The organism is Vibrio sp. 05-20-BW147, assembly GCF_013369385.1.
Lineage (GTDB): Bacteria > Pseudomonadota > Gammaproteobacteria > Enterobacterales > Vibrionaceae > Vibrio > Vibrio floridensis.
Map to the genome: position 1 here is coordinate 140,627 of NZ_SZTO01000006.1, position 12,835 is coordinate 153,461.

Genomic DNA, 12,835 nt, shown 5'->3' on the forward strand with positions numbered 1-12,835 from the left:
TGTAGGAACCTTAGTTTTGTGTTCCTAATTTATGGTTCCTAAACAGGCTTTGTTGTACTGTTTCCAGTTAGTTGTTTTGTAACGAGGTTTAGGCATGACGCTACGATGATTAATAGATGTAGCCGAACAGATCGTAGCTTCTTGATTTAGTTCCATCGATTTAAGCAACAAAGCCGTGCAAAACTGATGGCTCACCCCGTAACCTGTATATCAATCGATATCTCATCTACAGCACCACAACTGCTTACAATAAACTGCGGTGAACATAACTCTGAGACTTGAGTCATTCTGCCACATTCGTATACTTTGCTCTCTGGACGTAGGAACTCTTCAATATGAAATCAAACAAAAGTTTACTCAGCAACGTACTGCTCAATATCGTTATCCCCGTTGTTATTCTCAGTAAGATGAGCGGCGAAGATAGCCTAGGACCAACTTGGGCTCTCATCATAGCGCTAGCTTTTCCGCTTTTGTTTGGAATTCATAGCTTCACTCAAGAACGTAAAGTGAACTTTTATTCCGCCTTAGGCTTAATTAGCGTATTGCTGACTGGCGGTATAGGGTTATTGCAGTTAGATCCCGCTTACGTCGCTATTAAAGAAGCCGCAATTCCTGGGCTCATTTTTGTCGTGATCATTATTAGCAATCTTATTGGTTATCCTTTGGTGCGTAAGATGCTGTTAAATGAAGATATTGTCGATTTAGAAAAGTTGCAGAGCGCGCTCACTACCGATGAGAAGAAACATCAATTTGAACAAAAAGTAAACACAAGTTCTTACTTAGTTGCCTTATCATTTCTTATCTCATCGGTATTGAACTACGTACTGGCGAAATGGATTGTCACGAGTCCTGCAGGAACTGCGGCTTTCAATGAAGAGATAGGGAAAATGACCGCATTGAGCTTTCCCGTCATCTCGATTCCTGTCACGATCATCATGATGGGGGCGCTGTTCTATCTATTTAGAAGCTTATCTCAGATAACTGGTTATAAAATTGAAGAGTTTATGCGTCACTGAGTTTTAGTAACAGCATTCCCTTTCCGAGCGAACTAATCTAAGCACCTCTTAAGCGGTGCTTTTTGTTGCCATAAGCATCCCGAGGCTCATTGTCAGTTAAATGTCTTTTCACTACGATACTCGCATCTTCACAACAGTTGAGTATAATGTCGCCTCCGTTTTTCTCCGCAGTCAGAAATGGCTTGCTTTTCGGAGAACGCAGATAATCGGCCTTATCAGCCAACCCTGAGGAAGTAACATTGAACACGCTTTATCTTTCTGCCCTAGAGCAAAAAGACATCGATCAAGCCAAAGAGATTCTCGCCAGCGGTGAGCTCGTGGCGATCCCAACTGAAACGGTTTACGGCTTAGCCGCAGATGCCACCAATCCAGACGCTGTAAAAAAGATCTTTGCTGCGAAAGGAAGACCTGCCGATCACCCTTTGATTGTGCATATTGGCCGTGTGGAGCAATTGACCGATTGGGCGATCGACATTCCTCAAGAAGCGTATACTTTGGCGCAAGCCTACTGGCCAGGCCCAGTTACCTTGCTGTTGAAAAAAGCGCCTCATGTTACTCCCGTGGTTACTGGTGGCTTAGAGACCATCGGCATTCGAATGCCTGCGCATGACGTATTTGCAACCCTATTGCAATCTTCCGGTATGGCGGTTGCAGCGCCTTCAGCGAACCCTTACAAAAAACTGAGCCCCACTTCAGCCAAACACGTCATGAATTCACTCGGTGGCAAAATTTCGGCCGTATTAGATGGAGGCGACTGCGCTCACGGGCTTGAGTCGACGATTGTCGATCTAACCGAAAAACCTTTCCGTATTTTACGTACCGGCCCAGTGACCGCCGCCCAACTCTCTGCCACGTTGGGCGAGGAAGTGAGTTCTCCGGTTAGCCATAATGTTGCGGTACCCGGTAATGTCACCAGCCACTACCAACCCAATACCCGCGTTCGTTTGGTTCAAGCTAGCGATTTGGCACTGATTGGGGATAAGAAGATCGCCTACCTTCACTACACACCGTTCACTGCGCAAGAGAATGTCGAAGCCAGACAGATGCCTTCTTCCGTCGCCGAATACTCGCATGACTTATATCGCACACTCGATGAAGCGGACAAATGGGGCTGTGAGGAAATTTGGGTAGAAAGACCACCGGTGACCGAAAGCTGGTTTGCCGTTCATGACCGGCTCAATCGAGCACAATCAAAACTTTGATTTAAAAGAGAATAACCAGAAAACCCAGCCGCTATCGCTGGGTTTTCTTTATGTATTTTTCCCACTTTTTCCGTCGCTGGTTCTGCTTTTTGAGCATTAGGATCATCATGTTCCAAATGCTTTAGGTACATGATGATCTAAATGCTTCTTAAGCTGTACACATCACCATTGCTGAGTCACCGCTCGACAACTGAACGGTTTTGTAAAATCCACGCAAGAACCCATCAGCACACTTGATTCGCGCCATAGACAGGCGTATTAACATCTCTTTATCGCATACCCCTTCTGGACAGTGACCGTGCAACATCTCAACCAACTGCTGATTTCTATGCAACCTTTGTTGGAACAATATGGCTACCTAGCGTTGATCGTCAGCATAGTGCTTGAGGGCGTTGGCGTACCGATGCCAGGGCAATCGCTAATGATCGCGGCATCCATCCTCTCTTCTGATGGTGTGATGAATTTTTATTGGGTGATGCTCGTCTCTTGGTTGAGCTGTTTTATCGGCAACAGCTGTGGTTACTTGTTGGGTTACCACTTTGAGTCTTGGTTGGATAAAAAAGGCTACATTTCAGGTGCTAAGTTTCACAAGCTGCAACAGGCCATTCAAAAATATGGCCCAGCTTGCCTAGTCATCAGCCGCTTTGTCGAAGGGATGAAACAATTTATGCCACTGGCGTGTGGGATTGCCAAAATGCCCCTCAAAGAATTTCTCTTAGGCAACCTTCTCGCCACCAGCATTTGGGTTGCGGTATTTGGCTTACTGACTCACTTTGCCTTCGAACATTTGCATCAAATCGCCACCTTCTATGAGCAACATCGTTACCTTATTTGGTCTTTGGGCGCACTTATCTTTGCCGCCATGCTCTACGCAGTGATAAAACATAAGCGGCAAAGTAAGATATAGCGTTTAGGGTTATCGCGTCATTTTCTTTACAAACACCACCACAAACAAAGCCATAGTAAAGCTGCCAAGAAAGGCCTCTAGTGCCGCAACAAAACGCGCCACTCCAACCGGTGAGATATCTCCGTAACCAAGCGTGGTAAAGGTGACGACACTAAAATAGACCGCGTTGAGAAACTCGAGTAGATAGAATTTCCAGCCTGTAACGTCGGCATAAATGGGGTTGGCTGAAGTGGTGTCTAAGAAAAAGTAGGCACCAGCGCTGGTGAAAATCAAAAAGAGTGAAAAAAGCACCACTCTCAATGGGTCTTCACCATAGCCACAAAAGAGATCGACGATCTTAGATAAAATACGCTGCAAGCTGAATTTTGCCATTTGATAGCGTCGAAAACGCATTTCCTTTTTGAAAAACAATCCAGCGGTTTCAAACAACCCTTGTTTTTCACACTGCTTACGCACCCCTCGGCAGACTTCTTCAGCCTCTTGCCATAGTGAACGCGCTTTTTTTTTGTCGCCTTTTTTCATCGCAACTCGCGCTTCTTGCTCTTGTTTGAGCTCCTCCCCCCACTCGATATTTTCGAGACGGGCACGCGCCAAGTCCGCTCCGAGTAAATTGCAACCCTCTAGTTTTGCGCAGTGCAAATTGGCACACACCAATTTGCTCTTCATCAGTGAAGAACCGCGTAAATCTAAGCAAAAAAAATGAGCATCACTTAAGTCTGCGCGATAGAAATCGGCACCTCGACACTGAAACCCAACCTTGCTACCACGGTTAACCAAATTGAGATCAACCAAGTTTGTTTTTGCCAACTGAAATCCGTCTAAAGGTTTACCTTCTGCTGCCCATTGCTCAACCTGCGACTTTACGTCGTCATTGCTTTTATCGACTTTGGGATCGTGCCAGTAACAAAGACCAGACTCCCCACACGGTTGATCGCAGCACCAGCCATCAGGATTTTGATAGCTGCATCGGCCTTTTTCTGACTTCATTTGCTGCCCCTCTTGTCATACCGATTTGGATTTATTTGTTATGACCACGGTATAAAAGTAAGTGTAGGAGCTAGTTATTGAGTTGCCACTGAATTTGAAATTTGTTGCTTAAGCCAAGTGGTAAACGCAGCGGTGCTATCGTTTTTGCTGTTGCGGATCAAATAGTAACCCGCCTCTGCTCGGATGGGCTGAAAAGGAGAGACTAAGCGGCCGGTTTGTAACTCATCATCAATCAGCGCCATGCGTGCCATAGCAATCCCTACGCCCGCCTCAGCAGCCGACATCGCCATATCGGTCCGGTTAAAGAAATGGCCTCTTTCGGTTGGTAAATCGAGTCGTCTCTGCGCGACCCAACTAAGCCATTCATAATCCCTTGGTGCGTTTTCCCACGGCATAGCGTCGTGCAAAAGCACCACTTGACTCCACTCATCTGCCGCATACACGGCATTGTGCAACCACGCGTGTGTTTGCAAGTATCTGGGATTCATCACAGGCAGCAAATATTCATCCAATAGCAACTCGGTATTGGCTTGACGAAACGGGTGTGGGCGGTAATCAATCGCGAGGTCAAAATCTCGCGTATCACTGTTCACCAACGCGCCTTCGGCAAAAATTTGGATTTGAATATCGGGGTACTGCTGGTGAAAGCTTTCCAATTTTGGCACCAGCCATTTGAAGGCAAAAGAAGGAGTCAATTTAAGACGCACTTCCTGTGGGCGATTCTGCTCTTGCTTTAAACGTTGGATTTCCGCTGCCATTTCCCCAAAGTGCAACGCGGCACATTGATGAAGTTGCCGACCTTTCTCCGTAAAGCGAATACCGCGAGAGTGCCGTTCAAACAAACTAAAACCAAGTTGCTGTTCTAGCTGTAATAGCTGCTGGCTCACCGCACCAGTGGTTAAACAAAGTTGCCTTGCTGCCTCGGTTAAACTGGGGTACTTACCTACTTCCACAAAAGTATGCAGTGCCGATACATAAGTGCTTTTGATCATTTTTGCCCACTTGCGTTTAGTTTTTCTATAAGCAGCAATTAATTTATATCGATTGTTACCAAGTTGTAAACCTAAGAAACTCACGCTGTTTCTAATCAGGAGAAAATCGATGAAAGCAGTGGTATTGGGCAGTGGTGTGGTTGGCTTGATGAGCGCGTGGTATCTACAAAAAGCGGGCTATCAGGTGACCGTTGTCGACCGCCAAGCACGCAGCGCGGAAGAAACCAGTTTTGCCAATGCAGGGCAGATCTCTTACGGCTACTCTTCGCCTTGGGCTGCACCGGGCATTCCACAAAAAGCGCTTCGCTGGCTGATGGAAGAGCACGCGCCACTGAAAATCAAACCCTCTCTTGATCCTCAACTGCTGAAATGGGCGACACAAATGTTGGCCAACTGCCAACTCAGTCGTTATCAAGTGAACAAAGCGAGGATGCTGGCAATTGCTAATCACAGCCGTGAATGCCTTAGCCAACTTCGCCAAGAGCACGATATAGAATACCAAGGCCGCCAACAAGGCACATTGCAGGTTTTTCGTACGCAAAAGCAGTTGATCGCCATTGAAAAAGACATCGCACTGCTTGAGCAAAGTGGTACGCGCTATCAACGTATGAGTGTCGATGAGTGCATTAAGCAAGAGCCGGGGTTGGCAGCCGTAAGCCATAAGCTGACGGGCGGTCTTTACCTGCCTGACGATGAAACGGGCGATTGCTATTTGTTTTGCCAACAGATGACGGAACTGGCACAACAGCAAGGCGTGACTTTTTTGTTCAATACGAACGTGAAGAAAGTCAATACTCAAGGTAACCAAGTAGTGAGTGTGTCTACTGATGCTGGCGAATTGCAAGCGGATGTATACGTGGTGGCCATGGGCAGTTATTCCACCGCAATACTGGCACAACTAGGGATCACGATACCGGTTTATCCGGTCAAAGGTTATTCACTGACCGTTCCGATCACCGATGAAAGCCAAGCTCCGGTTTCTACGGTCATGGATGAAACCTATAAAGTGGCGCTGACACGATTTGATGACCGTATCCGCGTGGCAGGCACGGCAGAGCTCGCGGGGTTCGATCCTGCAATTCCTGAGAAACGTAAAGCAACCATTTCTATGGTGGTGAACGATCTTTTCCCTCATAGCGGTGATTTTGCTAAGGCGGAATTCTGGACAGGTTTTCGCCCTATGACACCAGACGGCACACCACTCATCGGTAAAACCCCGCTCAAGAATCTTTACACCAATACCGGACATGGCACCTTAGGTTGGACCATGGCGTGTGGCTCAGGTCACTTGCTAAGCCAAATCATCACCGGCGAGCAAACGGAGAGTCAGGCAGGGTTGGATCTCTTCCGCTACGCCAGCTAACCCAACACGCAATAAAGTGGCCAGATAAGCCATTAGAGGATTTATCTAAAATTTCCCAACATCGCAGAACCCATCTTATACAAAAGATGAATGGTTCTGCGATGCATTATTCTGCAATAAAAGTAAATAGCCACCGATATCCCGCATCTTGTTCTATACAGCGTTTTTCCCACTTTCCATTTAACAATTTATTAGCATTTTGTGTTCACAGTCACGAAGGTGATATGTTTTGGATATTTTAATTAACAATTGCATTACAAAAAGATTAATATACCGAACAGAAAACAAACAACACAAACATCTAACAGGGAAAAATACTCATGCAGTCTTTAGTTGATTTTCTGAATGGAATTATCTGGAGCCCGGTGCTGATTTATCTGTGCTTGGGCGCTGGTCTGTTCTACTCCATCGTGACTCGCTTCGTTCAAGTGCGTCACTTCTTCGAAATGTGGCGCCTACTCCTTTCTGGCAAAAGCTCTTCAAAAGGGATCTCCTCTTTCCAAGCATTAGCCGTTTCACTTTCTGGTCGCGTCGGTACAGGTAACATCGCAGGTGTCGCAGCAGCGATCGGTTTTGGTGGTCCGGGTGCGGTATTCTGGATGTGGGTTGTTGCCTTCTTTGGTGCAGCAACCGCCTATGCAGAATCCACACTGGCGCAAATCTACAAAGAAGAAGACAACGGTGAATTCCGTGGTGGCCCAGCTTACTACATTGAAAAGGCCATGGGTCAGAAGTGGTACGCATGGATCTTTGCTATCTCTACTATCTTTGCGTGTGGCTTCCTATTACCAGGCGTGCAGTCGAACAGCATTGGTAATGCGGTTGAAGCGGCATTTGGTCCTGGAGAGATGATTGAGACCGCCATCGGTACCTTCAGTTTTGCGAAAATTTTCACTGGTACGGTCATCTCTGTCATCCTAGCGTTCATCATTTTTGGTGGTGTAAAACGTATCGCTAACTTCACCCAAGTCGTGGTGCCATTCATGGCGCTTGCTTACGTGATCACGGCGTTTGTGATCATCCTACTCAACATTGGTGAAGTACCACGCATTGTTGCCATGATCGTGGGTGATGCCTTCACTCCGATGGCGGGCATCGGCGCTGCGATTGGTTGGGGTGTGAAACGTGGTGTTTACTCCAACGAAGCGGGTCAAGGTACCGGTCCTCACGCAGCGGCAGCCGCCAGTGTTGATCACCCAGCGCAGCAAGGTTTGGTGCAGTCGTTCTCAATTTACATTGATACACTGCTCGTCTGTTCAGCGACCGCCTTTATGATTCTAATCACTGGCGCGTATAACGTTCATGGTGCGGAAGGTTTCCTCGTGCAGAACATCTCGGCTGAAATCGCAGCCAATGGCCCTGTGTTTACACAAATGGCAATTGAAAGTGCATTGCCAGGCGTAGGTAAACCATTCATTGCGGTTGCGCTGTTCTTCTTCGCCTTTACAACGATTCTTGCTTACTACTACATTGCAGAAACGAACATCGCGTACATTCGCCGCAGCGTGAAAGTGGAAGGCCTAATGTTCCTGCTCAAAGTGGCACTGATCGCAGTTGTGTTCTACGGCACAGTAAAAACCGCAAACTTGGCATGGGCTATGGGTGATGTGGGCGTAGGCTTAATGGCATGGCTCAATATCGTCGGCATCTTGATCATTTTCTTCATGTCAAAACCGGCGATCAAAGCGCTGCAAGATTATGAAGAGCAACAAAAACAAGGCGTGACCGACTACACCTTCAACCCTGTAAAACTGGGTATCTCAGGAGCGACTTACTGGGAAGAGAAATACAAACGTAAAACCGGTCAAGATCCACAAACGGAAGAAAAACAAACCACCGTCGTGGAGCAGCCTTCACTCTAACTTCTCAGGAAGTAAACACAACATCGTACAATAAGAAAAAGGCAGTGTTGCCCTCACGGGCAAATAAGAAAAGGGGTTAGCCATTGGCTAACCCCTTTCATTTCTGTTCCCAAAACGATGTGGCTTATGCAGCAAGCTCTTGCGCGTTCACTGCTGGTGCTTTCTTTTCACCAATAGGCAAAATAGTGCGGCCATATTCGTTGTTTAGCACTTGGGCCATAGCAAAGTAAATTGCGCTCGCACCACAGAAGATGCCTTCAAAGCCCGCGATCGTGCCAATAAGTTCGCTGCCCGTAAAATCACGTGCTGCTAGCAGTGCAAAAAGAATGGTCAATGAACCAAACACCACTTGTTTTGCTGTTGGGTAGCAAAGTGAGCCAATGAACATGAAACCAGTGAAAATGCCCCACAGTGCAAGGTACCAACCCATGAAATTCGCTGGGCTTGCTGGTAGGCCCATGTATGGCATCACGATCAACGCAACCAGCGTCAACCAGAATAGGCCGTAAGACGTAAACGCTGTGGTACCAAAGGTATCACCACGCTTAAAGCACATGATACCTACGATCACTTGGCTTAGACCACCATAAAAGATGCCCATTGCCAAGATCATAGAGTCAATCGGGAAGAAACCTGCATTGTGAATGTTGAGCAGGATAGTAGTCATACCGAAACCCATTAGACCAAGTGGCGCTGGGTTAGCCAGTTTAGTAGACATAAACGCGTACCTTTTCAAAAATGTTTATAAAAATTACGCGCGGATTTTAATGAAGCGTTGGATAAAAGATAGCTAGCTAAAGTGCAAACTAAGATTTCATATTAAACTGGCTGAATAAACAAACTCTGGCATAGCCAGAGTTTGCTTGAGGTTGGAAAGGTTACTGACAAGAAATCTCATCCCAGAACCAGTTTGATTGCGTTGGCGTCTCCCAAACTCCTGGGCCATTTTTAGCGATAAAGCACTTACCGTTGTAAGTCACTTTTTCACCATTAGCAACCTGCGTTACACCCGGTTCCCACTGAATAAAGATACCTGGGACAGGGGTTGGATCGGGCGTCGGTTCAGGAGTTGGATCCGGTGTTGGCTCTGGGTCCGGAGTCGGTTCTAGGGTTGGCACAGGATCCGGTGTTGGCGTTGGCTCTGTTGGTGTTCCCGCCACCAATTCCCAAGGCCCACCTAGGCTTGGATCGTTGCCTCGTGTCCACCACTTCGCCTTGTATGTCGCACCTTTGTAGGTAACTTGGTCGCCAGCAACGTAAACTTTACTTGCGCTCCATTCATTGCCACCCGGTTGGGTTCCTGGGTCAACAGGGTCTAGTTTGTCAACCACACGCACTTCTGGCCAACTTGCGTGCGAGCCATAGAAGTTAGTCACACATTTTTCGTAGTCACCTGGTACTAACGCCGAATAGGCCGTTTGGAAGCCCACCAATTCACACTCAAAGGAATAGCCTCCTGGACGATCGGCGTAATATTTCCAGTTGCCGTCCCAGTTGGTGTAGAGCACGTCGGTTGCACCATTGAGGTTCAAACTGCCATAAGGGGTTTGCTGCCAACAGGTGTTCTTTTCATCCGCTTCCACAGGGATTTGATAGTGCGATGCTAACCCTTCCCAGTAACGAATACGGTTAACTGGCTGGCCTTTGTCTTTATTCTGCTCACCACACTCAATGCCACCATTGATGACGTTAATCGTGGTACCAAAGCCGTAGCCAATGCCCGCGTCCACTTCACGTTGGGATGGTACCCAAGTACGGTCGATCACATGCAGCATGGCTGGTTTCGGCGCTTGAGGCGTTAAGAAAAACCAAATGGCTGAAGCGAGGTTTAACCAAGAGTCCGCCACCAAAGCTGGGTTCTTAAGCAGCACAGTAGCATCACCATCGTACATCACTTCCGAAAACGCACCGTAGTTGAAGTGGTAAGAAAGCTGTTTTGCCCCACGGCCAAAATAGCCCTGCCCCGCTTCACACGGCCAACGTTTGTTTTGCCAATCGTTCTGACCACAACCCGTGGTGTAACCTGCTTGACCTTCCGACCACCCCATTTCACGCACATGAACCAACGCTTGTTGCCACTCTTCCAGGCCTAGTGGGTTGTCAGAGACGTTATCAATTGCAATGTGGCCACCGGTTTCTTGCGAGAAATGAGCAAAGGCCGTCACGATGGATTTTTTACAGATCGCATCCGAATCCCGCCCATCAGTGTATTCACCACAGAAAGCGGGGAACTTACCTATCGCCTTTAAAAAACGCGTATAAGTGTATTCGGGCGCAGCCATATGAGTGAGAAAATCCCATTCACTTTGTGGGAAAACACGTTCAGTACGCTTTACGTTATCAGGGTTACTCGCCGCACCGGGAGCAATGGCTTCGACGATGGTATTCGAGCGTGTTTCTAACGCCTTCGACCAAATTGCGTACATGGGATCTGCCGTTTGCGCCTGCTCAGCGGTTTGCAGATCCGCGCGTGAAACAACATATCCATTTGGGTTTTGAGGGTCTGGTTGGATATTCATTGCCGCTTGCGCTCCAGCGGCCAACGTACATCCGATCAGAACCGACAGATGGGAAATCTTCATTTATCCTTTTCCTTTTTCTCTACACAAATTGTTACCTTTTTGGCAGAGTAGTCCTTAATTGATAGGAAAGTCAGAGAGATTTCCAATTGCGAAACAAAACTGCGAGTCATTTCCGTCACATGCAAACAGCATAACATTCCAAGACAAAATGAATGTTCACCTTGTTCCAAAACCAACACCCCCAGTAAACAGCAGTGAATGGCTGCCGTTTTATTTGGTGGTTTAGTGAAGGTAATAAAAAACCCCGAGTAAAACTCGGGGTTCTGTCTGGGGTTCATGCGTTGCTATGGACGCAAGATTATTCCCATTCGATGGTTGCTGGTGGCTTACCAGAGATATCGTAAACCACGCGTGAGATACCGTTTACTTCGTTGATAATACGGTTAGAAACCTTACCTAGGAAATCGTACGGTAGGTGTGCCCAATGCGCCGTCATGAAGTCGATGGTCTCTACAGCACGTAGTGATACCACCCAGTCATACTTACGACCGTCGCCCATTACGCCTACGGAACGTACTGGTAGGAATACCGTAAACGCTTGAGATACCTTGTTGTAAAGATCCGCTGCGTGGAGCTCTTCAATAAAGATAGCGTCCGCACGACGTAGCAAATCACAGTACTCTTTCTTGATTTCACCAAGAACACGAACACCTAGACCCGGACCAGGGAATGGGTGGCGGTAGAGCATTTCGTAAGGTAGGCCAAGTTCTAGACCAATCTTACGCACTTCATCTTTGAACAGCTCACGTAGTGGCTCAACAAGACCCATAGCCATGTCGTCTGGCAGACCGCCCACGTTATGGTGAGATTTGATTACGTGCGCTTTACCTGTCTTAGAGGCAGCTGACTCGATTACGTCTGGGTAGATGGTACCTTGAGCGAGCCATTTCGCATTTTTCAGCTTCTTCGATTCTTCATCAAATACATCGACGAATACGTGACCGATGGTCTTACGCTTCTCTTCAGGATCAGATTTGCCTTCAAGTGCTTTTAGGAAACGCTCTTCAGCATCAACTTTGATGATGTTTAGGCCAAACTTGTCGCCAAACATGTCCATCACTTGCTGACCTTCGTTTAAACGAAGTAGACCGTTATCAACGAAGACACACGTTAGCTTGTCACCGATTGCACGGTGAACCAGCATTGCTACGACTGATGAATCCACACCACCAGATAAACCGAGGATCACTTCATCGTCACCCACTTGCTCTTTAATACGAGCAACGGCATCTTCGATGATGGATTCTGAAGTCCATAGACGCTCACAACCACAAACACCAAGAACAAAGTTCTCTAGCATTTGTAGGCCATTTTTAGTGTGCGTTACTTCTGGGTGGAACTGAACGCCGTAGTATTTTTTCTCTTCGTTCGCCATTGCTGCGTAAGGACAAGTGTCTGTTTCACCTACTTTGGTGAAACCTGCTGGAATCTCAACCACTTTGTCACCGTGGCTCATCCACACATCTTGAGTGGCTTCAAGATCTTTGAAAATAGCTGACTCACCAGACACTTTAACTGCTGCATAGCCAAATTCGCGCTCGTCAGAAGTCGATACTTTGCCACCTAGCTGTTCAGCCATGGTTTGCATGCCGTAACACACCCCCAGTACTGGCACGCCTGAATCGAATACATATTGAGGTGCGCGAGGAGAGTTATCTTCTGTCACGCTCTCTGGGCCACCAGAAAGAATAATACCGTCTGGGTTGAATTCACGAATATCCGCTTCTTCAACATCCCAGCTCCAAAGCTCACAGTAAACGCCGATTTCACGTACGCGGCGCGCAACAAGTTGAGTGTACTGCGAACCGAAATCTAGGATCAGAATACGTTGGTCATGAATATTTTTAGTCATTGAGGTTAATCTCGATATCAAATTTGGTGGATGGGGAGCAAATCTCGCTCCCCATAAGCTTTAAATTTCAAC

The 12,835-nt window shown here is 47.2% G+C and carries 10 protein-coding genes; 5 read left to right on the forward strand and 5 right to left on the reverse strand.

The features are described 5' to 3' along the window. The first annotated feature begins 335 nt into the window (after positions 1–335). The 3 genes from FC652_RS06980 (at position 336) to FC652_RS06990 (ending at position 3,125) form a co-directional block, all read left to right on the forward strand. Positions 336–1,016, forward strand: coding sequence for a VC0807 family protein (locus tag FC652_RS06980; protein ID WP_176298022.1), 681 nt, complete (start codon positions 336–338; stop codon positions 1,014–1,016). Positions 1,017–1,255: 239 nt separating this feature from the next. After that, positions 1,256–2,218 (forward strand): L-threonylcarbamoyladenylate synthase, encoded by a 963-nt coding sequence (locus tag FC652_RS06985; protein ID WP_176298023.1) that lies wholly within the window; start codon positions 1,256–1,258, stop codon positions 2,216–2,218. Between the two features lie 298 nt (positions 2,219–2,516). Then, positions 2,517–3,125, forward strand: coding sequence for a DedA family protein (locus tag FC652_RS06990; protein ID WP_176298024.1), 609 nt, complete (start codon positions 2,517–2,519; stop codon positions 3,123–3,125). A 9-nt stretch (positions 3,126–3,134) separates the two neighbouring features. On the opposite strand, the gene FC652_RS06995 is transcribed toward FC652_RS06990, so the two are convergent. Together FC652_RS06995 and FC652_RS07000 are read right to left on the reverse strand one after the other, a co-directional pair. Continuing rightward, positions 3,135–4,112, reverse strand: coding sequence for an ion channel (locus FC652_RS06995; protein ID WP_176298025.1), 978 nt, complete (start codon positions 4,110–4,112; stop codon positions 3,135–3,137). Between the two features lie 74 nt (positions 4,113–4,186). Then, complete coding sequence (locus FC652_RS07000; protein ID WP_176298026.1) at positions 4,187–5,188, reverse strand: LysR substrate-binding domain-containing protein; 1,002 nt, start codon at positions 5,186–5,188, stop codon at positions 4,187–4,189. 25 nt (positions 5,189–5,213) lie between these two features. Here FC652_RS07000 and FC652_RS07005 point away from each other — a divergent pair, with 25 nt between their 5' ends. Next, positions 5,214–6,467 (forward strand): D-amino acid dehydrogenase, encoded by a 1,254-nt coding sequence (locus FC652_RS07005; RefSeq protein WP_176298027.1) that lies wholly within the window; start codon positions 5,214–5,216, stop codon positions 6,465–6,467. Positions 6,468–6,787: 320 nt separating this feature from the next. Continuing rightward, a complete protein-coding gene (locus FC652_RS07010; protein WP_176298028.1) occupies positions 6,788–8,329 on the forward strand; it encodes a sodium:alanine symporter family protein in 1,542 nt (513 codons plus the stop codon). A 124-nt stretch (positions 8,330–8,453) separates the two neighbouring features. Here FC652_RS07010 and FC652_RS07015 read toward each other — a convergent pair whose 3' ends face one another. From FC652_RS07015 to guaA, 3 genes are all read right to left on the reverse strand, one after another. Further along, the gene (locus tag FC652_RS07015) at positions 8,454–9,047 is read right to left on the reverse strand and encodes a GPR1/FUN34/YaaH family transporter (protein WP_011078514.1); all 594 of its coding nucleotides are present in this window, start codon (positions 9,045–9,047) and stop codon (positions 8,454–8,456) included. A 160-nt stretch (positions 9,048–9,207) separates the two neighbouring features. Further along, positions 9,208–10,911, reverse strand: coding sequence for a chitinase (locus FC652_RS07020; RefSeq protein WP_176298029.1), 1,704 nt, complete (start codon positions 10,909–10,911; stop codon positions 9,208–9,210). Positions 10,912–11,209: 298 nt separating this feature from the next. Next, positions 11,210–12,763, reverse strand: a complete 1,554-nt coding sequence (gene guaA, locus FC652_RS07025; RefSeq protein ID WP_017419991.1) for a glutamine-hydrolyzing GMP synthase — start codon at positions 12,761–12,763, stop codon at positions 11,210–11,212. Between the last annotated feature and the right edge of the window lie 72 nt (positions 12,764–12,835).

Coding starts and splice junctions, on each gene's coding strand:
- FC652_RS06980 (WP_176298022.1), top strand. CDS start 336: ATGAAATCAAACAAAAGTTTACTCAGCAACGTACTGCTCAATATCGTT.
- FC652_RS06995 (WP_176298025.1), bottom strand. CDS start 4,112: ATGAAGTCAGAAAAAGGCCGATGCAGCTATCAAAATCCTGATGGCTGG.
- FC652_RS07005 (WP_176298027.1), top strand. CDS start 5,214: ATGAAAGCAGTGGTATTGGGCAGTGGTGTGGTTGGCTTGATGAGCGCG.
- FC652_RS07010 (WP_176298028.1), top strand. CDS start 6,788: ATGCAGTCTTTAGTTGATTTTCTGAATGGAATTATCTGGAGCCCGGTG.
- FC652_RS07015 (WP_011078514.1), bottom strand. CDS start 9,047: ATGTCTACTAAACTGGCTAACCCAGCGCCACTTGGTCTAATGGGTTTC.
- FC652_RS07020 (WP_176298029.1), bottom strand. CDS start 10,911: ATGAAGATTTCCCATCTGTCGGTTCTGATCGGATGTACGTTGGCCGCT.
- guaA (WP_017419991.1), bottom strand. CDS start 12,763: ATGACTAAAAATATTCATGACCAACGTATTCTGATCCTAGATTTCGGT.